At 67.5% G+C, this 21,769-nt stretch carries 25 protein-coding genes; 14 read left to right on the top strand and 11 right to left on the bottom strand.

What is annotated here, in order from left to right; all coding sequences use genetic code 11:
* Positions 1-37: 37 nt before the first annotated feature.
* On the bottom strand, positions 38-628 hold the full coding sequence (locus tag O5I81_RS12490) for a nuclear transport factor 2 family protein (RefSeq protein ID WP_271065212.1): 591 nt from the start codon (positions 626-628) through the stop codon (positions 38-40).
* 44 nt (positions 629-672) lie between these two features.
* Here O5I81_RS12490 and O5I81_RS12485 point away from each other — a divergent pair, with 44 nt between their 5' ends.
* Positions 673-1,311 (top strand): class I SAM-dependent methyltransferase, encoded by a 639-nt coding sequence (locus O5I81_RS12485; protein ID WP_271065211.1) that lies wholly within the window; start codon positions 673-675, stop codon positions 1,309-1,311.
* A gap of 53 nt (positions 1,312-1,364) precedes the next feature.
* Here the strand turns inward: O5I81_RS12485 and O5I81_RS12480 are convergent, their stop codons facing one another.
* The 4 genes from O5I81_RS12480 to tyrS all read right to left on the bottom strand — a co-directional run bounded on the left by O5I81_RS12480 (position 1,365) and on the right by tyrS (position 5,219).
* Positions 1,365-1,874 (bottom strand): polymer-forming cytoskeletal protein, encoded by a 510-nt coding sequence (locus tag O5I81_RS12480; protein ID WP_271065210.1) that lies wholly within the window; start codon positions 1,872-1,874, stop codon positions 1,365-1,367.
* Positions 1,855-3,006, bottom strand: a complete 1,152-nt coding sequence (locus tag O5I81_RS12475) for a peptidoglycan DD-metalloendopeptidase family protein (protein ID WP_271065209.1) — start codon at positions 3,004-3,006, stop codon at positions 1,855-1,857. Before O5I81_RS12475 ends, O5I81_RS12480 begins: the two co-directional genes overlap by 20 nt.
* A gap of 270 nt (positions 3,007-3,276) precedes the next feature.
* Positions 3,277-3,744, bottom strand: coding sequence for a peroxiredoxin (locus O5I81_RS12470; RefSeq protein WP_271065208.1), 468 nt, complete (start codon positions 3,742-3,744; stop codon positions 3,277-3,279).
* Between the two features lie 167 nt (positions 3,745-3,911).
* Positions 3,912-5,219, bottom strand: coding sequence for a tyrosine--tRNA ligase (tyrS, locus tag O5I81_RS12465; protein ID WP_271065207.1), 1,308 nt, complete (start codon positions 5,217-5,219; stop codon positions 3,912-3,914).
* Between the two features lie 205 nt (positions 5,220-5,424).
* Between tyrS and O5I81_RS12460 the strand changes: the two genes are divergently transcribed.
* The 3 genes from O5I81_RS12460 to O5I81_RS12450 all read left to right on the top strand — a co-directional run bounded on the left by O5I81_RS12460 (position 5,425) and on the right by O5I81_RS12450 (position 8,036).
* On the top strand, positions 5,425-5,964 hold the full coding sequence (locus O5I81_RS12460; RefSeq protein ID WP_271065206.1) for a DOMON-like domain-containing protein: 540 nt from the start codon (positions 5,425-5,427) through the stop codon (positions 5,962-5,964).
* Positions 5,961-7,163: a DUF1343 domain-containing protein gene (locus O5I81_RS12455; RefSeq protein WP_271065205.1), complete on the top strand. Its 1,203-nt coding sequence runs from the start codon at positions 5,961-5,963 to the stop codon at positions 7,161-7,163. The genes O5I81_RS12460 and O5I81_RS12455 overlap by 4 nt, the downstream gene beginning before the upstream one ends.
* An 87-nt stretch (positions 7,164-7,250) precedes the next feature.
* Positions 7,251-8,036, top strand: coding sequence for a type II CAAX endopeptidase family protein (locus O5I81_RS12450; RefSeq protein WP_271065204.1), 786 nt, complete (start codon positions 7,251-7,253; stop codon positions 8,034-8,036).
* Here O5I81_RS12450 and ppa read toward each other — a convergent pair.
* Together ppa and O5I81_RS12440 are read right to left on the bottom strand one after the other, a co-directional pair.
* On the bottom strand, positions 8,033-8,569 hold the full coding sequence (gene ppa, locus O5I81_RS12445) for an inorganic diphosphatase (RefSeq protein WP_271065203.1): 537 nt from the start codon (positions 8,567-8,569) through the stop codon (positions 8,033-8,035). The genes O5I81_RS12450 and ppa overlap by 4 nt on opposite strands.
* Complete coding sequence (locus O5I81_RS12440; RefSeq protein WP_271065202.1) at positions 8,569-9,219, bottom strand: alpha/beta hydrolase; 651 nt, start codon at positions 9,217-9,219, stop codon at positions 8,569-8,571. The genes ppa and O5I81_RS12440 overlap by 1 nt, the downstream gene beginning before the upstream one ends.
* A gap of 143 nt (positions 9,220-9,362) precedes the next feature.
* Here O5I81_RS12440 and O5I81_RS12435 point away from each other — a divergent pair, with 143 nt between their 5' ends.
* The 8 genes from O5I81_RS12435 to O5I81_RS12400 are packed head-to-tail and all read left to right on the top strand — an operon-like array spanning position 9,363 to position 16,154.
* Positions 9,363-9,809 carry an Rrf2 family transcriptional regulator gene (locus O5I81_RS12435; RefSeq protein WP_271065201.1) on the top strand — a complete coding sequence of 149 codons (447 nt, stop codon included), beginning with the start codon at positions 9,363-9,365 and terminating at the stop codon, positions 9,807-9,809.
* Positions 9,806-10,933 carry a cysteine desulfurase family protein gene (locus O5I81_RS12430; protein WP_271065200.1) on the top strand — a complete coding sequence of 376 codons (1,128 nt, stop codon included), beginning with the start codon at positions 9,806-9,808 and terminating at the stop codon, positions 10,931-10,933. The genes O5I81_RS12435 and O5I81_RS12430 overlap by 4 nt, the downstream gene beginning before the upstream one ends.
* A 3-nt stretch (positions 10,934-10,936) precedes the next feature.
* A complete protein-coding gene (gene sufB / locus O5I81_RS12425; protein ID WP_271065199.1) occupies positions 10,937-12,409 on the top strand; it encodes a Fe-S cluster assembly protein SufB in 1,473 nt (490 codons plus the stop codon).
* Between the two features lie 16 nt (positions 12,410-12,425).
* Positions 12,426-13,172 carry a Fe-S cluster assembly ATPase SufC gene (gene sufC / locus O5I81_RS12420; RefSeq protein WP_271065198.1) on the top strand — a complete coding sequence of 249 codons (747 nt, stop codon included), beginning with the start codon at positions 12,426-12,428 and terminating at the stop codon, positions 13,170-13,172.
* Entirely contained in the window at positions 13,169-14,197 is a 1,029-nt protein-coding gene (gene sufD / locus O5I81_RS12415) for a Fe-S cluster assembly protein SufD (RefSeq protein ID WP_271065197.1), read from the top strand. The genes sufC and sufD overlap by 4 nt, the downstream gene beginning before the upstream one ends.
* The gene (locus O5I81_RS12410; RefSeq protein WP_271065196.1) at positions 14,197-15,411 is read left to right on the top strand and encodes a cysteine desulfurase; all 1,215 of its coding nucleotides are present in this window, start codon (positions 14,197-14,199) and stop codon (positions 15,409-15,411) included. Before sufD ends, O5I81_RS12410 begins: the two co-directional genes overlap by 1 nt.
* A 6-nt stretch (positions 15,412-15,417) precedes the next feature.
* Positions 15,418-15,765 carry an SUF system Fe-S cluster assembly protein gene (locus O5I81_RS12405; protein WP_271065195.1) on the top strand — a complete coding sequence of 116 codons (348 nt, stop codon included), beginning with the start codon at positions 15,418-15,420 and terminating at the stop codon, positions 15,763-15,765.
* 2 nt (positions 15,766-15,767) lie between these two features.
* A complete protein-coding gene (locus O5I81_RS12400) occupies positions 15,768-16,154 on the top strand; it encodes an iron-sulfur cluster assembly accessory protein (RefSeq protein ID WP_271065194.1) in 387 nt (128 codons plus the stop codon).
* A gap of 160 nt (positions 16,155-16,314) precedes the next feature.
* Here the strand turns inward: O5I81_RS12400 and O5I81_RS12395 are convergent, their stop codons facing one another.
* Both O5I81_RS12395 and O5I81_RS12390 read right to left on the bottom strand, forming a co-directional pair.
* Complete coding sequence (locus O5I81_RS12395) at positions 16,315-17,100, bottom strand: lysophospholipid acyltransferase family protein (RefSeq protein ID WP_271065193.1); 786 nt, start codon at positions 17,098-17,100, stop codon at positions 16,315-16,317.
* A 24-nt stretch (positions 17,101-17,124) separates the two neighbouring features.
* Complete coding sequence (locus O5I81_RS12390) at positions 17,125-17,685, bottom strand: TetR/AcrR family transcriptional regulator (protein WP_271065192.1); 561 nt, start codon at positions 17,683-17,685, stop codon at positions 17,125-17,127.
* Between the two features lie 83 nt (positions 17,686-17,768).
* Here O5I81_RS12390 and O5I81_RS12385 point away from each other — a divergent pair, with 83 nt between their 5' ends.
* Positions 17,769-18,140 carry a TfoX/Sxy family protein gene (locus tag O5I81_RS12385; protein WP_271065191.1) on the top strand — a complete coding sequence of 124 codons (372 nt, stop codon included), beginning with the start codon at positions 17,769-17,771 and terminating at the stop codon, positions 18,138-18,140.
* 43 nt (positions 18,141-18,183) lie between these two features.
* Here O5I81_RS12385 and O5I81_RS12380 read toward each other — a convergent pair whose 3' ends face one another.
* The gene (locus tag O5I81_RS12380; protein ID WP_271065190.1) at positions 18,184-18,987 is read right to left on the bottom strand and encodes an enoyl-CoA hydratase/isomerase; all 804 of its coding nucleotides are present in this window, start codon (positions 18,985-18,987) and stop codon (positions 18,184-18,186) included.
* A gap of 69 nt (positions 18,988-19,056) precedes the next feature.
* Positions 19,057-20,115 carry a GGDEF domain-containing protein gene (locus tag O5I81_RS12375; protein WP_271065189.1) on the bottom strand — a complete coding sequence of 353 codons (1,059 nt, stop codon included), beginning with the start codon at positions 20,113-20,115 and terminating at the stop codon, positions 19,057-19,059.
* Between the two features lie 191 nt (positions 20,116-20,306).
* Between O5I81_RS12375 and O5I81_RS12370 the strand changes: the two genes are divergently transcribed.
* A complete protein-coding gene (locus O5I81_RS12370) occupies positions 20,307-21,737 on the top strand; it encodes a coniferyl aldehyde dehydrogenase (RefSeq protein ID WP_271065188.1) in 1,431 nt (476 codons plus the stop codon).
* Positions 21,738-21,769: the final 32 nt, after the last annotated feature.

Here is a 21,769-nt window from a genome sequence, read left to right as displayed (position 1 = left end):
CGCGCGTCTGCCCTCCCCAATTCGGGGAGGGATGGCGCTAGCGTTCGGTCAGCCAGCCCTGCTCCGCCGACAGCATCGCCTCGACCAGGTCCGGCCGGTCGATCCCCGCCAGATCGGCCCTCGGCGTCTTGCCGCCTTCCTCCAGCAGATAGGACAGGAACCGCAAGCTCGGCCGATACCCCGCCAGTCGCGCGGCATCCAGGACCGGCGTCTCGCCCGGAATCCGCGCCGCCAGGGCGTCCTCGAAATACACCGCCCCCAGCCGGACGATCTTCCACGCCCCGTCCCGCCGCTCGACCCGGGCATGCATTCGCGCGTGGCTGGTGACCATCACCTCGACCCCGCCGATCCTGCCGCCCAGCAGGATGGCCGCGCCGCTCTCGGCCAGGGCCCGGTCGCCGTTCAGGGTGACCAGGGTCGGCGCCATCTGGTGCAGGTGGCGCATGCCCGACGCGAAGGCCTTCTCGGAGGCGGCGACGAACCCCGCCCCGCTGGTCTCGATCCAGCTGATACTGACGACGCTGTCCGGATGAAAGCAGGCCGCCATCCGCGCCCACTGGCCCTGGTCCCGCGCCGCCCGCTCGGTCTGCACGACTTCCGCCACGGCGAGCTTGTCGAGGTCGTACATGGGCGTCACCCTGCTTCTGCCCGCTCACCTTAACCAGATTCCCGATGACCGACCTGCCAGACGAGCATGACACGGAGGACGCGGCCACCCTGGCCTTCTATGCGAGGGAGGCGGTCGCCTACGCGGCCCGGCGCGAGACGGGCGGCCATCCCCATCTGGACCGTTTCATCGCGCGCCTGGGGCCTGGCGCCGCGGTGCTGGAGCTCGGCTGCGGCGGGGGGCATCACGCCCAGGTCATGCTGGAGGCCGGGCTTCGGGTCACCCCGACCGATGGCTCGCCTGAACTCGCGGCGCAGGCCGCCGCCCTTCTGGGCCGGCCGGTGAAGGTGATGTCCTTCGTCCAGCTGAGGGAGGAGAAGCGCTACGACGGCGTCTGGGCCAACGCCTGCCTGCTGCACGCCCCGGCCGACGCCTTGCCCGACATCATAAGCCGGGTGTGGCGGGCGCTGAAGCCCGGCGGGGTCTTCTTCGCCAGCTTCAAGGCCGGCGACGGGCCCGGGCGTGATGGGTTGGGCCGCTACTACAATTTCCCCAGCCACGAGGGTCTGGAGGCGATTTTCCGCAACTCGGCGCCTTGGTCTGAGCTGACCCTCGAGACCGGGAGCGGCGGTGGCTATGACGGCGTGGAACGCACCTGGCTGGCGGTCTGGGCCGTGGCGGGGGTGGCTGAAGGCCAGACATAGAAAAAGCCCGGCGGCGAACCGTCGGGCTTCTTCAGATCAGGCTGTCCGTCCGATCAGACGGTCGGCTTGGGCATGTCCAGGCCCGACGGGGCCGGGTTCGACACCGGCTGCGGGGCGGGCGGGGGGGGCGGGGCGGCCGGGCGCTGGAACTTCAGGCTGCGGCCCTGGAAGAAGGCGCCGGTTTCCATGGCCAGCTGCTCATGGGTGATGTCGCCGTCGATGTAGCTGGTGCCGTAGAGGCGGACCTGCTTGGCGGTCACCGAGCCGACGATGCGGCCGCGGACCTCTGTGGCCTCGGCATAGACGCTGCCCTCGATGTGGCCGGTCTCGCCGACGGTCAGGCGGCCGACGCGGACATCGCCGCGAACGACGCCGTCGATCTGCAGTTCGCCGTCGCCGGTGACGCCGCCCTCGATAGTGATGCCGCTGGAGATCAGCGAGGCCACCTTCGGCTTGGGCTTGGGCGCGTCCAGGGCCGAGGCGGCCGTTGGGGCGGCGACGGGTTCGGGCGTCGCCGACTTGGTCGGCGTCGGGGCGGGCTTGTTAGCGGGCTTGCTGAACATATTCACCGGCTTTCAGATAACGGTTGGGATTCTGAGGCCGACCCGCGACCCAGATTTCATAGTGCAGGTGCGGCCCCGTCGAGCGACCGGTGGAGCCCATGGCGCCGATCCGTTGCCCGACGCCGACCCGCTGGCCCACCGACACCGAGATGCCTTGCAGGTGGGCGTAGCGCGTCTTGAAGCCACCACCGTGGTCTACCTCGATGGTGTTGCCATAGCCTGAACGAACACCGGTAAACGAGATGACGCCCGGCGCCGTGGCGTAGATCGGCGTGAAGAAGCCGCCCGGGAAGTCGAGGCCCGAGTGGAAGGCCGGCCGCCGGGTGAAGGGGTCGAGGCGCACGCCATAGCTGGACGAGACGGCCGCGGCGCCCGTCGGGCGGTAGAACGGCAGGTTGCGAGCAGCCTCGGTCAGGCCGCGCATGTCGCTCATGTTGGTGCTGACCCGCTGGATGCGGCGGGCGAAGTCCTCATCGACGTCGAGAACGGCGGCCAGTGCGCGCGGGTCCTTGGAGTCGATCAGCGGGCCGCCCAGCGAGGCGCCTCGGCCCGAATACCCCTCGGGGGTCAGGCCGGCGAGACGGAAGGCGGCGCGCAGGCGCTCGGCCCGGGTCTTGGCGAAATTGTCGGCAGCGTCGATCAGCCGCTCCTGGTCCATGCGGGTGTAGGTCACCCGCTCGACCGGATTGGTGGACATCAGGCGGGGCTTGGCCGGGGCCAGGGCCTGGGCGGCGCCGGGCACGCCCTTGAATTCCTGGAACAGCTGGGCCAGCGCGGCGTGGCGCTTTTCGACCGACACGGCCATCTCGGCGAAGCTGCCGTTGTTGGCGTTGAGCTGGGCCATGGCGCTGTTGAGGCGGGCCTGGCGGTCGGCGTTGACGCGCTCGTAATAGGCCTTCTGGCGGACCAGTTCCTGGTCCGAGGCGCCGGCCGACATGGCGTTGACCATCATGGCCGCGGTCGAGATGCCCAGCCACAGCGAAACCAGGGCGACGACGCCGGCGGCGGCCATCTGTTTTGCGGTGGACAGGACATAGCCGCGCATCTCGCCGCCGGAGCGGACATAGAGATGCCGTTCCGGAAAAAGCTCTTCCAGAGCCCTACGAACTCGCCGCAACCGTGTTGACGCCATAGCCCCCGACACCCGGATTTACGTCCGAGCGCGATATGCCGTTATGTCAGGAAATGACGCAAGGGCCTTCGCGTCTCGCGGGTGATGCCGGCGCGTGGAAAGCCATTCTCGCCCAAGCGTTAACCAAGGTAACGAGGGTGCGCCAGTATCTTGGGCCTTTTCAGCGAGTTCCTGCCTGTATTGGTTAACGCCCGCGACGAATTCGCCACAGTTACTTGGGGGTCATTTCCCTACCCGTTTCGGGGCGTCAGAACGTCGCATGGCCCGGCGTCAAAGGTCCTGGACGGCCTTCAGCACCTCGGCCGCATGACCCCCGACCTTCACCTTGCGCCAGACCCGGCGGATGATCCCTTCGCCGTCGATCAGCCAGGTCGAACGGTCGATGCCCATGTACTCGCGGCCATAGAGCTTCTTCTCGACCCAGGCGCCGTAGCGCTCGATGACGTCGCTCTCGGCGTCCGATCCGAGTTCGACCTTGAGGTCATGCTTGGCGCGGAACTTCCCGTGCTTGGCGGCGGTGTCCTTGGAGACGCCGATGACGGTCGCGCCGGCCTTGGCGAAGTCCTCAGCCAGGGCGCTGAAGTCCTTGCCCTCGGTCGTGCAGCCGGGGGTGTCGTCCTTGGGGTAGAAGTAGAGGACCACTGTCCTGCCTGTCAGGGCCGAGAGGCTGACCCGGCCGGTGTCAGTAGGCAGGTCGAAGTCGGGGGCCTTGTCGCCGGGTTTGAGATCAATCGTCATCTTCCAATCTCCAAATCCGTCGTCCCAGCCGGAGCGCGTAGCGCGGAGAGCCGGGACCCAGGGGGTGCGTGAGTACGCTGCATCAACCGCCATTGCCCACCGCCCCTGGGTCCCGGATCGTCCCCGGCTTTCGCCGGGGCCGTCCGGGATGACAGGGAGGGGTGTTTCTAAACCGGCCGGACCAGGACGATCTTCTTCTTGCCCTGGGACAGCTTGATGACCCCGTCGACCAGGTCGGCCGTCGTGATCAGCTTCATACCGTCCATCTCCTGCACGTCGTTGACCCGCAGGCCGCCGCCCTGGGCCAGACGGCGCGCCTCACCCCGGGAGGTAGAGAGGCCGGCGTCGACGGCAAGGGCGGCCAGCATGATGCCCTCCGCCAAGGAAGCGGCGGGGATCTCGATGGACGGCAGGTCGTCGCTGAGGGCGCCCTGTTCGAAGGCCTTGGTGGCGGCGTCGCGGGCGGCCGCGGCGGCCTCCTCGCCGTGCAGCATCCGCGTCGCCTCGTCGGCCAGCACCTTCTTGGCGTCGTTGATGCCGGCCCCGGGCAGGCCTTCCAGCCGTTCGATCTCGGCCAGCGGCAGGTCGGTGAACAGCCGCAGGAACTTGCCGACGTCGGCGTCCTCGGTGTTGCGCCAGAACTGCCAGTAGTCGTACGGCGACCGCATGTCGGCGTTGAGCCAGACGGCCCCGGCCGCCGTCTTGCCCATCTTCGCGCCGCTGGCGGTGGAGAGCAGGGGGGTGGTCAGGCCGAAGGCCGGCTTGTGATCGACGCGGCGGATCAGCTCGACGCCGTTGAGGATGTTGCCCCACTGGTCCGAGCCGCCCATCTGCAGGGTGCAGCCGAACCGGCGGTTCAGCTCCAGGAAGTCGGTCGCCTGCATCAGCATGTAGTTGAACTCGAGGAAGGTCATCGGCTGCTCGCGCTCGAGCCGCAGCTTCACCGAGTCGAACGCCAGCATGCGGTTGACCGTGAAGTGGACGCCGAACTCGCGCAGGAAGTCGATGTAGCCGAGCTTCGACAGCCACTCGTCATTGTTGACGATGACCGCGTCGGTGGGCCCGTCGCCGAAGGTCAGGAATTTGGCGAACACCGTCTTGATGCTGTCGATGTTGGCCTGGATGTCGGCTTCGCTGAGCAGCTTGCGCGACTCGTCCTTGCCGGTCGGGTCGCCGACCTTGGTGGTCCCGCCGCCCATCAGCACGATGGGCTTGTGGCCGGCCTGCTGCAGCCGGCGCAGCAGCATGATCTGGATCAGGCTGCCGACGTGCAGGGACGGGGCGGTGGCGTCGAAGCCGATGTAGCCGGTGACGATCCCGCCCGATGCAGCCTCGTCGAGCTCGGCGGGGTGGGTGATCTGGTGGATGAAGCCGCGGTCCCGCATGGTCTGCAGGAAGGCGGACTTGAACTCAGGCGTCTCGGTCATGATGGCCGCCTGTATCATGGGCGGGCGGTCGTGCAAGGCGATAGACATCGATTGCTCCTGTTTGGAAGGGGCCGGCGACGCTGTCAGGTCTTGGGATAGGGACATGCCGCCGGGGTTGGGCGGCATGCGATCGCAACGCCGCTCGTCAGAACGAGCGGGCGTAATAGAGGGCGGCGAGGGCTGCCTTGGCGATCATGGGCTGCTGATACCGTCGGCCATTGACCGGCGTCAACGGGTCGCTATCGAAGGGCGGATGAGGCTGACCCTGAAGCCACACCCCGATACGCCGTGCGAGGCGGTGCGCGCGATCGCCGTCGAGGTGGCGCGCGAGCGCGATGGTTGGCTTAAGGCCGTCTACCGCCTGGAGGGCGATATCGACGCCATCCTCTGGCCGGAACTGAGCGAAGCGCGCCGTGTAGACGGCCTCTGGCAGCACACCTGTTTCGAGGCTTTCGTCGGGCCGGTGGGCGTGCCCGGCTATCTCGAGATGAACATGTCTCCCGGGCTCGAATGGGCGATGTACAGCTTTACAGGCTATCGGGCCGGCATGACGCCGACCGGGGACGCTGCGTTCGGCATTTCCTGTCATCGCGGCGAGGCGGCTTTCGACCTTTCCGCTGAGATCGCCGTTGGCGATCTGTCTCCGGCAGTCGCCTGGCGCCTTGGCCTGTCGGCGGTCATTGAACTGAAAGACGGATCGAAGTCCTACTGGGCCCTGGCCCATGCGCCGGGCCCGCCCGACTTCCACCACCCCGACGCCTTCGCCGCCATCCTGCCTCCGGAGTCCCCATGAAGTTCGGCCTCGACCGCCTCCTCGCCGATCCGGACCTGCGCCGCGAGCTGTCGGGCCGCCGGGTGGCGCTGCTGGCCCATCCGGCCTCGGTGACCGCCGACCTGACCCACAGCCTGGACGCCCTGGCCGCCTGTCCCGAGATCCAGCTGACCGCCGCCTTCGGGCCGCAGCACGGCATGCGGGGCGACAAGCAGGACAACATGATGGAGTCGCCGGACTTCACCGATCCGGTCCACGGCATTCCCGTGTTCAGCCTCTATGGCGAGGTGCGTCGCCCGACCGGCCAGTCGATGGGGACGTTCGACGTCATCCTGATCGACATGCAGGACCTCGGCTGCCGCATCTACACCTTCATCACCACGCTGCTCTACGTGATGGAAGCCGCCGCCCAGCACGGCAAGTCGGTCTGGGTGCTGGACCGCCCCAACCCCGCCGGTCGGCCCATCGAGGGCCTGACCCTGCTGCCCGGCTGGGAAAGCTTCGTCGGCGCCGGCCCGCTGCCGATGCGCCATGGCCTGACGCTCGGCGAACTCGGTCACTGGTTCATCGACCACTACAAGCTCGACCTGGACTACCGGGTCATCGCCATGGAGGGCTATGAACCGGACGCCGCTCCCGGCCACGGCTGGCCGCTGGGGGAGCGCACCTGGATCAACCCCAGCCCCAACGCCCCCAACCTCTGGATGGCCCGCGCCTACGCCGGCACGGTGATGCTGGAGGGCACGACCCTTTCAGAGGGGCGGGGCACCACCCGGCCGCTGGAACTGTTCGGGGCGCCGGACATCGACGGCCGGGCGGTGATTGCGGAGATGCGCCAGCTCGCGCCGCAGTGGCTGCAGGGCTGCACCCTGCGCGACGTCGCCTTCGAGCCGACCTTCCACAAGCATGTGAAGACGCTCTGCAGCGGCGTCCAGATCCATACCGAAGGCCCGGAGTACGACCACGCCGCCTTCAAGCCCTGGCGGTTGCAGGCGCTGGGCTTCAAAGCCATCCGCAACCTCTACCCGGTCTACGACCTCTGGCGCGACTTCCCCTACGAGTACGTCCTCGACCGCTTGGCTATCGATGTGATCAACGGCGGCCCGGGCCTGCGCGAGTGGGTCGATGACCCGGCTGCGGAGCCAGGTGACCTCGATGCCCTGACGACGCCGGACGAAACAGCGTGGGAAGAGACCCGCCGTCCGTACCTGCTCTACTGACCGGGGGCATTGAGCTGAGGAAGGCGGTGGCCCGTCGGCTTGCGCCGTGCTTGGATGGCGGCGGCGCACTTGATCACGGGGGGCGGGATGTCCGAGCCGAAGCGACCGTGGCGCTTCTGCGCGCTGGTCCTGATCCTGTCGGCGCCGTTCTGGCTGCTCGGCGCCGTTCTCTCCGGGCCGGCGCCCCTGCTGCCCATCCAGCTTCCGATCGGCGCCCTGATGACCTTCGCGCCGGCCGCGGCGGCGCTGCTGCTGGTCTGGCGGGACCGCGGCAGAGCCGGGGTTCGCGCCTTGCTGGGCCGACTCGTTGAACCGCCGGTCTGGCGCCGGCCGCTATGGCTGCTGGCGACTGTAACCCTCATGCCGCTCGCGCTGCTGATCGAATGGCTGTGGCTCACCGCCTCAGGCGCGCCCCTGCCCGAGCCGAGGATCGCGGCGGGGGCGGTCCTGGTCTTCGTGCCGATGTTCCTGGTCGGCGCCGTCGGCGAGGAACTCGGCTGGCAGGGCTACCTGTATCCGGCCCTGGCGTCCCGAATGTCCGCGCTCGCCGCCAGCCTGGCCATCGGCGCCGTCTGGTCCGTCTGGCACATCGTGCCGCTGGTGCAGGCGGGCCGCGAGGCGGAGTGGATCGTCTGGCAGTGCCTGATGATGCTGCCGCTGCGGGTCATCACCGTCTGGCTGTACGGCGTCGGCGGTCGAAGCCTCGGCCTGGCCATTGTGTTCCATGCCGCGGGCAACGTGACCCAGTTCCTGTTCCCCAACTACGGCTCACACTATGACCCGAAGCTGACCTTCATCATCCTCGCGGTGATCGCGGCCGGCCTCGTCCTGGCGACAGGGCCACGCACCCTGGGCGATCGAACGCCGTCCTAGGCCTTGGCCGCCTTCGCCCGCTCGATGCCTTCCAGCACCATCTTGCGCGCCAGCTGAGCGTCGCCCCAACCCTTGATCTTCACCCACTTGCCGGGCTCCAGATCCTTGTAGTGGGCGAAGAAGTGCTCGACCTGATCCAGAGTGATCTGCGGCAGGTCGGTATAGTCCTTCACGTGGTCGTAGCGCGCCGTCAGGTGATGCGACGGCACGGCCACCAGCTTCTCGTCCATGCCGGCGTTGTCTTCCATCAGCAGGACGCCGACCACGCGGCAGCTCATCACCGCGCCGGGGGCGATGGCGCGCGTATTCAGGCAGATGACGTCGCAGGGATCGCCGTCGCCCGACAGGGTGTGGGGGATGAAGCCGTAGTTCCCCGGATAACGCATCGAGGTGTAGAGGAAGCGGTCGACGACCAGCGCCCCCGACTCCTTGTCCAGTTCATACTTGATGGGCTCGCCGCCCAGCGGCACTTCGATCACGACGTTGACGTCCTCGGGAGGGTTCTTCCCGATGGCGAGGGCACTCAGGTTCATTACGCGGGCTCGGCTTCCAGTCGTTTGTCGAGGTATTGGCCGACGTGCTTTTCCACGTCCGGCAGGTTTTCTGCCCAGAAGTGGGTAGCGCCCTCGATCAGGTCGTAATCGATGACGATGCCCTTCTGGCTGCGCAGCTTGGTGACCACGCGCTCCACTTCCACCGGCGGCGTTACCGTGTCGTTGCTGCCGTGCAGGAACAGGCCGGAGGCGGGGCAGGGGGCCAGGAAGCTGAAGTCGTACATGTTGGCCGGCGGCGAGACGCTGATGAAGCCATCGGTCTCGGGGCGGCGCATGAGCAGCTGCATGCTGACCCAGGCGCCGAAGCTGTAGCCGGCGACCCAGCACTGGCTGGCGGTCGGGTTGGTGGACTGCAGCCAGTCCAGCGCGGTGGCCGCGTCGGCCAGCTCGCCGATGCCGCCGTCGAACTCGCCTTGCGAGCGGCCGACGCCGCGGAAGTTGAAGCGCAGGGTGGAGAAGCCGCGCTTCATGAACAGGTGGTACATCTGAACCGCCACCGGGTGGTTCATGTGCCCGCCGGCGCGCGGATGGGGGTGCAGGATCAGGGCGATCGGGGCGTTTTCACGCTTGCCCGGCGAGTACCGGCCTTCGATCCGGCCTGCCGCGCCGGTCAGAACCACTTCGGGCATGTGCAACCTTCTCCTCGTTGTGCGGTGCAGAATACTTGACCGCTGCGCTTGGTCTTCCTAGATCAAGCGCATTCGCGGCGGCCCGGCCGACGCGCGGCGCGGGCTTTAGCACAGGCCCAACGCCGGATGCCAAGGAATCCGCCATGCGTCTGTCCACAAAAGGCCGATACGCCGTTATGGCCATGACCGATCTGGCGGGTCGTCAGGACGCGGAAGGTTCGCGCGCGGTGTCCCTGGCCGAGATCGCGGCGCGGCAGGAAATCTCGCTGAGCTACCTGGAACAGCTGTTCGCGCGGCTGCGCCGGCGGGGTCTGGTCAAGAGCCTTCGCGGCCCGGGCGGCGGCTATCGCCTGACCCGGACGGCGGCGGAAACCCACATTGCCGAGATCGTGCTGGCCGTCGACGAGCCCCTGCGCGCCACCCGTTGCGGCCACGCCACCGGCAAGGGTTGCATGAAGGCGGGCGAACGCTGCTCGACCCATGACCTCTGGGAGGAGATGGGCCGCCAACTGCACAGCTATCTGGCCTCGGTCTCGCTGGCGGATGTGCTGGAAGGGCGTCTGACGCCTGAGTCCAAGGTCGCCGCATGAGCGCCGTCTATCTCGATTTCAACGCCACCGCCCCCGTGCGGCCAGAGGCGAAAGCGGCCCTCAACGCCGTCCTCGACCGGGTGGGCAATCCCTCCTCGGTGCATGCGGCCGGTCGCGCCGCCCGCGCCGATCTGGAAAAGGCCCGTGAGGCGGTCGCCGCCCTGGTCGGCGTCGTGCCGGGCTCGGTCACCTTCACCAGCGGCGGCACCGAGGCCAGCGCGCTGGCCATCGAAAGCGCCGTGGCGGCGAAGGTCGATCGCATCCTGCTGGGCGCGACCGAGCATGACGCCGTCTGGGAAGCCGCGCATGTCGCCGGCCTGCCGGTCGAGATCTGGCCGGTGGACGCCGACGGCGTCGCCGACCTCGCCTGGCTGGAAGACGCCCTGGCCCGGCCGGGCAGGGCTCTGGTCTGCCTGATGCTGGCCAACAACGAGACAGGCGTCATCCAGCCGGTCGCCGAGGCCGGCGAGACGGTGCGCGCCGCCGACGGCTGGCTGCACGTCGATGCCGTTCAGGCCGCCGGCAAGATCGCCATCGATTTCAGCAGCTTGCAGGCCGATACCCTCAGCCTGTCGGCGCACAAGATCGGCGGGCCGCAGGGCGTCGGCGCCCTCATCGCCGGAACCCGCGCCACGCTCGCCCGTCGCCAGCACGGCGGCGGTCAGGAACGCGGCCGCCGCGCCGGCACCGAGAACCTGCCCGGCATCGCCGCCTTCGGCGCGGCCGCCCGCGAGGCGCTTGCCGGTCTTGAGGACGTGGCGCGTCAGGCCGTCTGGCGCGACGCGCTTTCCACCCGGGTAAAATCGGCGGGCGCGGTGGTGCTTGGCGAAAACGCCCGGCGTTTACCCCAGACCCTCTGCATCGCCTGCGAAGGCTGGTCGTCGGAAACCCAGGTCATGGTCATGGATCTCGCCGGGGTGATGATCAGCGCCGGGGCCGCCTGTTCCTCCGGCAAGGTCAAGCCCAGCCGCACGGTCGAAGCCATGGGCCGTCCCGACCTCGCCCCCTGTTCCATCCGCATCAGCGGCGGCTGGCCGAGCACGCAGGCCGACTGGATTCGCGCCGGCGATGTCTGGCTGGAGGCGCAGGCGCGCCGCCGGCCCAAGATCAAGGAAGTTGCGTAAGTCATGGCCGCCGTTAAGGAAACTGTCGATCAGGTTGGTGAACTGGAGGCCTACAAGCACGGCTTCGTCACCGACATCGAACAGGACTTCGCCCCCAAGGGCCTGAGCGCCGACACCGTCCGCTTCATCTCGGCCAAGAAGGGCGAGCCGGACTGGATGCTGCAATGGCGGCTGGAGGCCTATGAGCGCTGGTTGGCCCTGGAAGAGCCCGACTGGGCCAAGGTCAGCTTCCCGAAGATCGACTACCAGGACTCGTATTACTACGCCGCCCCCAAGGACCCCGCCGATGGTCCGCTGAGCCTCGACGAGGTCGATCCCGAGATCCTGGCCACCTACGCCAAGCTCGGCATCCCGTTGAAGGAACAGGAAGTTCTGGCCGGGGTGGTTGGCGCGCCGCGCTATGCCGTCGACGCGGTGTTCGACAGCGTCAGCGTGGTCACCACCTTCAAGAAGGAGCTGGCCGCGGTCGGCGTCATCTTCTGCTCGATGAGCGAGGCGATCCGCGAGCATCCCGAACTGGTCCGCAAATACCTGGGCTCGGTCGTGCCGGTCAGCGACAACTATTTCGCCTGCCTGAACAGCGCCGTCTTCAGCGACGGATCGTTCGTCTATGTGCCGCCGGGCGTGAAGTGCCCGATGGAGCTGAGCACTTATTTCCGCATCAACGCCGCCGAGTCCGGCCAGTTCGAGCGCACCCTGATCATCGTCGACAAGGGCGCCCAGGTTTCCTACCTCGAAGGCTGCACCGCCCCGATGCGCGACATCAACCAGTTGCACGCCGCCGTGGTCGAGCTCGTGGCGATGGACGATGCGACGATCAAATACTCCACCGTCCAGAACTGGTACCCGGGCGATCCCGTCACCGGGAAGGGCGGCATCTACAACTTCGTCACCAAGCGCGCCGACTGCCGCGGCGACCGCTCCAAGGTCAGCTGGACTCAGGTCGAGACCGGTTCAGCCATCACCTGGAAATACCCCTCTTGCGTCCTGCGCGGCGAGGGCAGCGTCGGCGAGTTCTACTCGATCGCCATCACCAATGGCCGCCAGCAGGCCGACACCGGCACCAAGATGATCCACCTGGGCGCCAACACCCGCTCGCGGATCATCTCCAAGGGCATCAGCGCCGGGAAGTCATCGAACACCTATCGCGGCCTCGTCTCGGCCCACCCGAAAGCCAAGGGCGCCCGCAACTTCACCCAGTGCGACAGCCTGCTGATCGGCAAGGAATGCGCCGCCCACACCGTGCCCTACATCGAGGCCCGCAACGGCCAGGCGGTGTTCGAGCACGAGGCCACCACCACCCGCCTGTCGGAGGACCAGTTGTTCTACGCCATGCAGCGCGGGCTTGGTCAGGAAGAGGCCGTCCAGCTGCTGGTCAACGGCTTCGTCAAGGACGTGCTGCAGGAGCTCCCGATGGAGTTCGCCGTCGAAGCCCAGAAACTCGTTGCGATCAGCCTTGAAGGCTCGGTCGGGTAAAGTCTGAAAAGAAACAATGCTCTCGATCACCAATCTTCACGCGACCGTCGCCGACAAGCCGATCATCAAGGGCCTGACCCTCGATGTCCCGGCCGGCGAGGTGCACGCCATCATGGGCCCCAACGGCGCGGGCAAGTCGACGCTGTCCTATGTGCTCACAGGCCGCGAAGGCTATGAGGTCACCGATGGCACGGCGACGCTGGACGGCGAGGACCTGCTCAGCCTCGATCCCAACGAGCGGGCGGCCAAGGGCGTCTTCCTGTCGTTCCAGTATCCGCTGGAAATTCCGGGGGTTCCGGCCCTGACCTTCATCCGCGCCTCGATGAACGCCCAGCGCAAGGCCCGCGGCGAGGCCGAGATCGCCGCCCCGGCCTTCCTGAAGCTGGCGCGGGAGACCGCTGCCTCGCTGAAGATCGACTTCGACATGCTCAAGCGCAGCCTCAACGTCGGCTTCTCGGGCGGTGAGAAGAAGCGGATGGAGATCTTCCAGGCGGCCATGCTGTCGCCCCGCTTCCTGATCCTCGACGAGACCGACAGCGGCCTCGACATCGACGCCCTGAAGATCGTCTCTGCCGGGGTCAACGCCATGCGCGCGCCGGACCGGGGCATGCTGGTCATCACCCACTACCAGCGCCTGCTCGACTACATCAAACCGGACCGTGTGCACGTCCTCTCGGCAGGCCGCATCGTCGCCTCGGGCGGGCCCGAGCTGGCCCATGAGCTGGAGCGCGAAGGCTACGACAAGTACGGGAAGGCCGCGTGAGCCTGTCGACCGCCCTTCGTACCGGCGACCTCGCCGAGCTGCCGTCGCGCCGCGACGAGGACTGGCGCTGGACGGACCTTCGCGGCCTGATCCGCAAGCTGCCGGCGGCTTCGCCTGAAGCCGTTGCGCCGGCCGGCGGCCCGTTTGCCGGGCTTGGCGAGGACCTGACCGTCGTCAACGGCCGTGGCGTCGCGGCACTCAATATCGCGGGGGAGGGCGACCACGTTCGCCTTCTGCGCTTCGTCTCCACCACCGCCGGAACCGGCCACCATGCCCGCATCCAGGTGCAGGTCGAGGCCGGAGCCTCGCTGACCCTGCTGGAAAGCTACGAAGGCCAGGCAGCCGGCTATATCGCCAGCGCCGAACTGGACATCACCCTAGGCGAAGGCGCGCGCCTCGAGCGCATCGTGCTCGCCGCCGACGACGCCGAGGCCATCAACGTCTCGACTGCCGGCGTCAGCCTGGCCGCCGGTTCGAGCTATAGCCAGACCGTCCTGACCACCGGCGCCCGCCGCCAGCGTCTGGAAACCAACCTCGCTCATCCCGGCGCACAGGCCAGCGTCCGCCTCGACGGCGCCTACCTGCTCGAAGGCCAGCGCCACGCCGACCTGACCACCACCGTCACCCACGGGGGCGTCGATGGGACCACCTCCCAACTGACCAAGGGTGTCGCCCGCGATCAGGCGCGCGGTGTCTTCCAGGGCCGCATCGTCGTCCAGCCCGGCGCCGACCGCACCGACGCCCGCATGCGCCACCAGGCGCTGATCCTGTCCGAAAGGGCTGAGATCGACGCCAAGCCGGAACTGCTGATCTTTGCCGACGACGTGCAATGCGCTCACGGCAATACGGTCGGCGCGCTGGACGAGGACGCCATCTTCTACGCCATGCAGCGGGGCCTGCCCGCCGAGCGCGCCCGCGCCATGCTGACCGCCGCGTTTGTCGGCGAGGTCATCGACCGCATCGCGCATGAGGGCGCCCGTGCGGTGGCGCATGCCTGGGCCGAGCAACAACTGGGTGAACTCTGATGGCTTTCGATGCCGAAGCCGTCCGCGCCCAGTTCCCGATCCTGTCGCGGACCGTGAACGGCAAGCCGCTGGTCTACCTCGACAACGCCGCCAGCGCCCAGAAGCCGCGCGCCGTGATCGACGCCATGGTTGCAGTGATGGAAGGCGGCTACGCCAACGTCCACCGCGGCCTCCACACCCTCTCGAACGAAGCCACCGATGCCTATGAAAAGGCTCGCAAATCGGTCACCCGCTTCCTGAATGCCGATGAGGGCGAGATCGTCTTCACCAAGGGCGGCACCGAGGCGATCAACCTGGTGGCCAGTTCGTTCGGCCAGGCGCTGGGGGAGGGGGACGAGATCCTGCTCACCCAGATGGAGCACCACTCCAACATCGTCCCCTGGCACCTGCTGCGCGAGCGCAAGGGCGTGGTCCTGCGGTTCGCCCCGGTCACCGAGAGTGGCGAGCTTGACCTTCCGGCGACCCTGGCGATGATCGGTCTGCGCACGAAGCTGGTCTCCGTCACCCACATGTCCAACGTGCTGGGCACCATCAACCCGATCAAGACTATCACCGACGCCGCCCACGCCGCCGGCGCTCTGGTGCTGATCGATGGCTGCCAGGGCGCGGTCCACACCATCGTCGATGTGAAGGCGCTGGATTGCGACTTTTACGTCGCCACCGGCCACAAGCTCTATGGCCCGACCGGCATCGGCATCCTCCATGGCAAGGCCGAGCGCCTCGCCGCGCTGCCGCCTTATCAAGGCGGCGGCGAGATGATCGGCACGGTCACCGAGGATGCCATCACCTATGCCGACCCGCCCATGCGGTTCGAGGCCGGCACGCCGCCGATCCTCGAGGCCATCGGCCTGGGCGCCGCCGTCGACTGGATGATGGCCCTCGACCGGGGGGCCGTCGCCCGCCACGAGCGCGCCCTGTACGATCGCGTCATCGAGCGCCTCGACGGGGCCAACTGGCTGCGCATCCTCGGCACGGCGCCGGACAAGGGCGCCATCCTGTCGTTCACCGTCGAGGGCGCCCACGCCCACGACATCGCCCAGATTCTCGACAAGCAGGGCGTCGCGGTGCGGGCCGGGACCCACTGCGCCGAGCCCCTGATGGGCCGGTTCGGGGTCACGGCGAGCGCTCGCGCCTCCTTCGCCCTATATAACACCCTGGATGAGGCCGACGCGTTCGCCGACGCGCTGGTCAAAGCCCGCAGCTTCTTCGCCTGAGTGATCATGACCGAGACCGCCGCCCCAACGCCCCTGACCCAGCAAGAGCTGGACGTGCTGACCGACAAGCTGGTCGAGCAGCTGAAGACGGTGTTCGACCCGGAGATCCCGGTCGACATCTATGAGCTGGGCCTGATCTACAAGGTCGATGTCTCGGACGACAAGCACGTCGCCATCGACATGACCCTGACCGCCCCCGGCTGCCCGGTGGCCGGCGAGATGCCGGGCTGGGTCGAGGACGCGGTCATGGAACTGCCGGACATCAAGTCCTGCGTCGTCGAGCTGGTCTTCGATCCGCCGTGGGACCCGTCCCGCATGTCGGACGAGGCCAAGCTCCAGCTGAACATGTTCTGACCATGGAAATCGCCGCCACCCCCCGGGCCCGTCGCCCCCGTCCCAAGGTCGTCACCCTCAGTGACAGCGCCGCCGAGCGGGTGAAGGAAATCATGGCCAAGGCCGAGAAGCCTTACGCCGGCCTGCGCGTCGGGGTGAAGAACGGCGGCTGCGCGGGTCAGGAGTATGTCCTGGAGTATGCCGAAACCGCCGGTCCGCTGGACGAGGTGGTCGAGGACAAGGATGTGACGATCCTGATCGACCCCAAGGCGGTTCTTTTCCTGATCGGCACCACCATCGACTACGAGGTCAGCCGCCTGTCGTCGAAGTTCGTGTTCCGCAATCCGAATGAAACAGACGCCTGCGGCTGCGGCGAGAGCGTGACGATCATCCCGGCGTCGGCGGAGTAGGGGACCGGTTGGCCGCAAAGCGGCCTACCTGTCCCCGGTCAGCACCGGCGGCTGGGTGGCCCTCGCGCCAGCAGGTTTGCAAAACGTCTGGACTGCGCTCGGCGCGAAAGCCGGCGCTGACCGGGGACAGGTACAGCGCTTCGCGCCGAACCCGTCCCCCTCACACAGCCGCCGTCTGGGCCTGCATCTTCTTCACCTCGTCCGGCGTCGGCACCAACACCGACGGTTCCAGCGGCTGCCCCGTGGCCTCGGCGATCAGCTCCTGGCTGCGGCCTTCGACGACATCGCGGAGTTTCTTGAGGAAGGCGTTCTTGTCGTCTCCGGCCTCGATCGGCTCCAGGAACTCGATCGTCGCCTTGCCCGGCGTCTTCTTGAACTCCTGCTGCTGCCAGAACAGGCCCAGGTTCGTCGCCACCGGCACGACCGGCAGGCCGAAGTCGCGGGCCATGAAGTACACCCCCGAGCGGTAGCGGAAATGCTCGCCCGGCTTGGCCAGGTTGCCTTCCGGGAAGATCAGGATGCGGCGGCCCTCCTTGTGCGCGAGGGCCGAGCTTTCAGTCAGGGCCTTGCGGGCTTCCGGACCGCCGCAGTTGTCGACGATGATCGCCCCCAGCTTGCGCAGGATGCCGCCGACCAGCGGAAACTTCTCCATATGGTCGCCGGTCACGAAGGTCAGGTTCGGCACCGACGAATAGAGGACGAAACCGTCACCCCAGCTGTGGTGCTTGGCGGCGACGATGAAGGCGCCGTCCGGCAGCCGCTCCTTGCCCTTCACGGTGATGTCGATGCCGGCGATGGCCCGCATGCCCCACATCATCCGGTGGGTGTAGAGCTTGATCGCCCCTCGCATCGGCCGGCGGCCGGGCAGGATCGACAGGAGGACCGCGCTCAAGGCGTAGAACACCGTGGCGGCCCAGTAGTAGCAGGCGAAAAGGATCGAGCGCATGGCGGGGATCATTCCCTAAAAGCGTTAGCGGGCGAACAACACGGCCTGGACGGCGGCGGTCATCAGCGGGGCGTGGGCCGACAGGCTGTCGTCGCCCAGACGCCCGTAGGCCTTGTTCTGGGCCGTCTGGGTGATCACCCCGATGGCCATGGCGGCCAGCAGCCGCGGGTCGGCCGGCGGCAGTTCGGCATTGATCATCGCCTGCTTGATGACGTTTTCGGTCACGGTGACCGGGTCCCGGCCATCCTCCTGATAGAGGGGGATGAAGCGGTGGATCTGGGTCAGGTGGAAGGCGAAGGTCAGCCAGTCCTCGTCGGCCACCTCGCAATAGGCGCGAACGATGGCGGCGGCCTTGTCCTTGATGCCCGTCGCCTCGGCGGCGCTGTCCTCGATCAGCGAGGAGAGGCGGCGGTGCACGGTCATGAACAGGCTGGCGGCCAGTTCGTCCTTGCTGCGGTAATGGCGGTAGAGGGCGCCTTCCGACACCCCGGCCTCGGCGGCGATGGCGCGGGTGGTGGCGGCGTCGACGCCTTCCCGGACAAAGACTTCCAGCGCGGCGCGTTCGATGCGAGGCTTGGCGGACATGAGCAGTTCCCCTTGATGTGAGCATTTGCTCACATGTGGTCGGGAATTGCAAGTGAGCAATTACTCACATTTTGGATTTTCACATGGACGAGCATCTGACCGACCTGTTCGAACCGCTCGGACCGGTGGTTGTGAAGCGGATGTTCGGCGGCAAGGGCGTCTGGCTGGACGGTATGATGTTCGCGCTAGTGTTCGGCGAGACGATCTATCTGAAGGTCGATGACCAGACCCGGGAGACGTTCCTCGCCGCCGGGTCCGAGCCGTTCGTCTATCACCAGAGGAAGCGCGACCGGCAGGCGGCCTTGCCCTACTTCAGCCTGCCGGAAGAGGCGCAGGATGGTCCCGTGGAAGCCTCACGCTGGGCGCGGCTGGCGCTCGAGGCTGTGTTGCGCGGCAAGGCGCCGAAGAAGGGAAAGGCCCGGGCCGATATCGGACCCGGGCCTTGGGATGGCTGAGGCTTATCGAAGCGGCTGACTTATTGTACCGCTTCGGTGGCCGTCACGCTCCTTTGAAAGCCGCCGGACGCTTCTGAAGGAAGGCGCTGACGCCCTCGACGAAGTCGTCGGTCTTGCCGGCCACCTTCTGGGCGCGGCGCTCGGCCTGCAGCTGTTCGCCCCAGGTGTTGTCCTGGCTGTCCCAGATCAGCTGGCGGATCAGGCCCAGCGAAGCAGGGCCGTTGGCCAGTTCCTTGGCCACGGCGATGGCGGCGTCACGCAGCTCGGCGTCGGCGACGACGCGGTTGCAGAGACCCCATTCCAGCGCCTTGGCGGCGCCGATCTTGTCGCCCATCAGCGCCATTTCCATGGCCCGGGCCCGGCCGATCATACGCGGCAGCAGGTAGGTCGAGCCGCCGTCCGGCACCAGTCCGATGCGGCGGAAGGCCTGCAGGAAGTAGCCGCTCTCGCCGACCAGGATGTAGTCGCCCAGCAGGCCGAAGGAGCAGCCGATGCCGGCGGCGGCGCCGTTGACGGCGGTGACCACGGGGACGGGGCAGTTTTTGATCAGGGTGACCAGCGGGTTGTAGATGCTGTCGAGCGCATTGCCGGCGTCCGGCTTGCCATCGACGTCCAGTTCACGCCCCGCCGCGCCGCCGCCCGACAGGTTGGCGCCCGAGCAGAAGCCGCGGCCTTCGCCGGTCAGCACGACGGCGCGGGCCTTGATCTGGCCGCCGGCGATGCTGCGGAAAGCGTGGGCCAGCTCGCTGGCCAGGTCGAGGCCGGCGGCGTTCATCGAGCCCGGGTCGTTCATGATCACCACGGCGACGCCGTCGACCAGCTCAACCTTGATTTTAGCGTAGTCCATGACGGACCTCCCTCTGATGCTTTGCAGGGAGGATGACCGCCATAACCCGGCGGAACGCCAGCAGAATTTTCAGGCGGCGACCGAGGTCACCTTTTCCCCATTCGTCACGCGGTTACGGCCGGCCCGCTTGGAGATGTACAGGGCCGCGTCGGCCCGCTCCATGGTGCAGACGCCGGTCTCGCCGGCCTTGCGGGTGGCCAGGCCCGCCGAGACGGTGACGGCGCCGAGGTCTTCGTTGGTCGAGCGGCGCTTGAGCATGCGCGAGGCGATCTCGTCGCGAATCTCTTCCAGACAGGCCTCGACGGTCACCGCGTCCTCGCCGGGGAAGATCATGGCGAATTCCTCGCCGCCGTAGCGGGCGGCGAAGCGGGGGGTGGCGCCGATGCGGCCGATGACGCTGGCCACGAAGCGGATGACCTGGTCGCCGGTCTGGTGGCCCCAGGTATCGTTGAAGTTCTTGAAATGGTCGATGTCCAGCACCGCAAGGGTCAGGCAGGCGCCCTGTTCGTCGGCGTCGGCGCAGGCGCGGGCCAACTCGTCGTCGAAGGCCTTGCGGTTGGCAAGGTTGGTCAGGCCGTCGGTGGTGGCGTCGCGGCGCACCTGCTCCAGGTGTTCGCGCAGGCGGGCGACCTCGGTGGTCGAGTCCGACAGCTTCTGTTCGAGGGTGTCGTTCTGCTTCTGGACGCGCTCGGTGGCGCTGGCCAGGGTCTGGACCATCTTCTTGATGGCCGTGGCGTCGGTCGCCGTCCCCAGGCCTTCGCTGGCCGTCGACAGGGTTTCGCCATAGGCGGCGGTGGATTTCTGGGCCGTCTGGATGGCCTTGGCGACCGAGGCCAGTTCCTTGGTCAATTGATCCCCGGCGTCGCGGATCTGTTCGTTCAGCTTGGCCTTGGCGAGATAGGCGGCGGCCAGTTCCTCGCTCATCGCCTCGGTCATCGGCTCGCCCGCGCCGATCAGCCGGGTCAGTTCCTTGGCCAGGGGGCCGTCCGGGTCGGCGACGAAATGCGACCAGAGCTCGAAGTTGAGCGGGGTCGGCCAGATGTTGTGGCGTTCCATCATGTCGATGGCCTTGCGAGTGATCTTGTAGGCCTGGGGCCCCCGCAAGGTCTGTTCAAAATCGCCGGCCATCGTCCCGTATTCCCCCGAAACGCAGCCGCTTTCGGCGGATGCGCATGTTTCAGTGAAGGGACAGTAGGGGGTAACGCCAAACGTCTGGTTAAAACGAACGACCGTTGTGCGCTTGCCGACACGGCGTTCGCCCGCCATTCTGATCAACGATCACCTGAGCCGGAACGCACCGGCCGCCTGGGAGGGCAACCATGACCGACGCCGCCGCGATGCAAGGCATCCTCGACCGCCAGAAGGCCGCTCATCTGCGCGACGGCGCGCCGACGGCCGAGCAACGCATTGACCGGATCGACCGCTGTATCGGCCTGCTGGTCGATCATTCGAAGGCCATCGAGGATGCGCTGAACACCGACTTCGGCAACCGCTCGCGCGAGGCGACGCAGTTGACCGACATCGCTGGCTCGATCGGGCCGCTGAAACATGCGCGCGACAACCTGCGCAAGTGGATGAAGGGCGAGAAGCGCAAGACCTCGCCGGCCATTCTCGGCCTGTTCGGGGCCAAGGCCGAGGTGGTCTTCCAGCCCAAGGGCGTGGTCGGCGTGATCAGCCCGTGGAACTTCCCGGTCAACCTGACCTTCGCGCCGCTGGCCGGGGTGCTGGCGGCCGGCAACCGGGCGATGATCAAGCCGTCGGAGTTCACCCCGGCGACGTCGGAGCTGATGAAGGTGATGTTCGGCAAGGTGTTCTCTGAGGAGGAGATCGCCGTCATCACCGGCGGGCCGGAGGTCGGCCAGGCCTTCAGCGAGCTGGCCTTCGACCACATGATCTTCACCGGCGCGACCAGCGTGGCCCGCCACGTCATGCGCGCCGCCGCCACCAACCTGGTGCCGCTGACCCTGGAGCTGGGCGGCAAGAGCCCGGTGATCATCTCGCGCAGCGCCGACATGGCGCTGACCGCGGCGCGGGTGATGAACGGCAAGACGCTGAACGCCGGCCAGATCTGCCTGGCCCCCGACTATGTGCTGACGCCGGAAGAGAGCGTCGGCGAGTTCGTCACTCAGGCACGCGCGGCCGTGACCAGGATGTTCCCGACCATCAAGGACAACCCCGACTACACCGCCGTGGTCGCCCAGCGGCACTATGACCGGATCATGGGCTACATCGACGACGCCCGCGCCAAGGGCGCGCAGATTGTCGAGATCAAGCCGGATGGCGAGGACCTGACCCAGCAGGAACACCGCAAGATCGCCCCGACCCTGATCCTCAACCCGACCGACGACATGAAGGTCATGCAGGAAGAAATCTTCGGGCCGGTCCTGCCGGTGAAGACCTACAAGACGCTCGAAGAGGCCACCGGCTACATCAACAGCCACGACCGGCCGCTCGGCCTCTACTGGTTCGGCACGGACGAGGCCGAGAAGACCAGGGTGCTGGAAACGACGACCAGCGGCGGGGTGACCGTCAACGACGTCATCATGCACGTGGCCCAGGAAGAGCTGCCGTTCGGCGGCGTCGGGCCTTCGGGCATGGGGAGCTATCATGGCCACGACGGCTTCAAGGAATTCAGCCACCGCAAGGCCATCTACACCCAGCTGAAGAAGGACATCGGTCCGCTGGTCGCCATGCGGCCGCCGTACGGGCCGGCGATCCGCAAGATGCTGGCCGGGCAGATCAGCCGCTAGCTGAACCAGGCCTGAAGCTCCGGGGCGCGGCG

The sequence above is a fragment of the Caulobacter sp. NIBR1757 genome, from assembly GCF_027912495.1.
In the GTDB taxonomy this organism is placed as follows: Bacteria; Pseudomonadota; Alphaproteobacteria; order Caulobacterales; family Caulobacteraceae; genus Caulobacter.
This window is presented reverse-complemented; position numbering and strand designations above follow the sequence as displayed.

Coding starts and splice junctions, on each gene's coding strand:
- O5I81_RS12470 (WP_271065208.1), bottom strand. CDS start 3,744: ATGACGATTGATCTCAAACCCGGCGACAAGGCCCCCGACTTCGACCTG.
- O5I81_RS12375 (WP_271065189.1), bottom strand. CDS start 20,115: ATGGCCGGCGATTTTGAACAGACCTTGCGGGGGCCCCAGGCCTACAAG.
- O5I81_RS12450 (WP_271065204.1), top strand. CDS start 7,251: ATGTCCGAGCCGAAGCGACCGTGGCGCTTCTGCGCGCTGGTCCTGATC.
- O5I81_RS12390 (WP_271065192.1), bottom strand. CDS start 17,685: ATGTCCGCCAAGCCTCGCATCGAACGCGCCGCGCTGGAAGTCTTTGTC.
- O5I81_RS12405 (WP_271065195.1), top strand. CDS start 15,418: ATGACCGAGACCGCCGCCCCAACGCCCCTGACCCAGCAAGAGCTGGAC.
- sufC (WP_271065198.1), top strand. CDS start 12,426: ATGCTCTCGATCACCAATCTTCACGCGACCGTCGCCGACAAGCCGATC.
- O5I81_RS12410 (WP_271065196.1), top strand. CDS start 14,197: ATGGCTTTCGATGCCGAAGCCGTCCGCGCCCAGTTCCCGATCCTGTCG.
- O5I81_RS12485 (WP_271065211.1), top strand. CDS start 673: ATGACCGACCTGCCAGACGAGCATGACACGGAGGACGCGGCCACCCTG.
- sufB (WP_271065199.1), top strand. CDS start 10,937: ATGGCCGCCGTTAAGGAAACTGTCGATCAGGTTGGTGAACTGGAGGCC.
- ppa (WP_271065203.1), bottom strand. CDS start 8,569: ATGAACCTGAGTGCCCTCGCCATCGGGAAGAACCCTCCCGAGGACGTC.
- O5I81_RS12440 (WP_271065202.1), bottom strand. CDS start 9,219: ATGCCCGAAGTGGTTCTGACCGGCGCGGCAGGCCGGATCGAAGGCCGG.
- tyrS (WP_271065207.1), bottom strand. CDS start 5,219: ATGTCTATCGCCTTGCACGACCGCCCGCCCATGATACAGGCGGCCATC.
- O5I81_RS12480 (WP_271065210.1), bottom strand. CDS start 1,874: ATGTTCAGCAAGCCCGCTAACAAGCCCGCCCCGACGCCGACCAAGTCG.
- O5I81_RS12380 (WP_271065190.1), bottom strand. CDS start 18,987: ATGGACTACGCTAAAATCAAGGTTGAGCTGGTCGACGGCGTCGCCGTG.
- O5I81_RS12385 (WP_271065191.1), top strand. CDS start 17,769: ATGGACGAGCATCTGACCGACCTGTTCGAACCGCTCGGACCGGTGGTT.
- O5I81_RS12435 (WP_271065201.1), top strand. CDS start 9,363: ATGCGTCTGTCCACAAAAGGCCGATACGCCGTTATGGCCATGACCGAT.
- O5I81_RS12460 (WP_271065206.1), top strand. CDS start 5,425: ATGAGGCTGACCCTGAAGCCACACCCCGATACGCCGTGCGAGGCGGTG.
- O5I81_RS12475 (WP_271065209.1), bottom strand. CDS start 3,006: ATGGCGTCAACACGGTTGCGGCGAGTTCGTAGGGCTCTGGAAGAGCTT.
- O5I81_RS12395 (WP_271065193.1), bottom strand. CDS start 17,100: ATGCGCTCGATCCTTTTCGCCTGCTACTACTGGGCCGCCACGGTGTTC.
- O5I81_RS12430 (WP_271065200.1), top strand. CDS start 9,806: ATGAGCGCCGTCTATCTCGATTTCAACGCCACCGCCCCCGTGCGGCCA.
- O5I81_RS12490 (WP_271065212.1), bottom strand. CDS start 628: ATGTACGACCTCGACAAGCTCGCCGTGGCGGAAGTCGTGCAGACCGAG.
- O5I81_RS12455 (WP_271065205.1), top strand. CDS start 5,961: ATGAAGTTCGGCCTCGACCGCCTCCTCGCCGATCCGGACCTGCGCCGC.
- O5I81_RS12370 (WP_271065188.1), top strand. CDS start 20,307: ATGACCGACGCCGCCGCGATGCAAGGCATCCTCGACCGCCAGAAGGCC.
- O5I81_RS12400 (WP_271065194.1), top strand. CDS start 15,768: ATGGAAATCGCCGCCACCCCCCGGGCCCGTCGCCCCCGTCCCAAGGTC.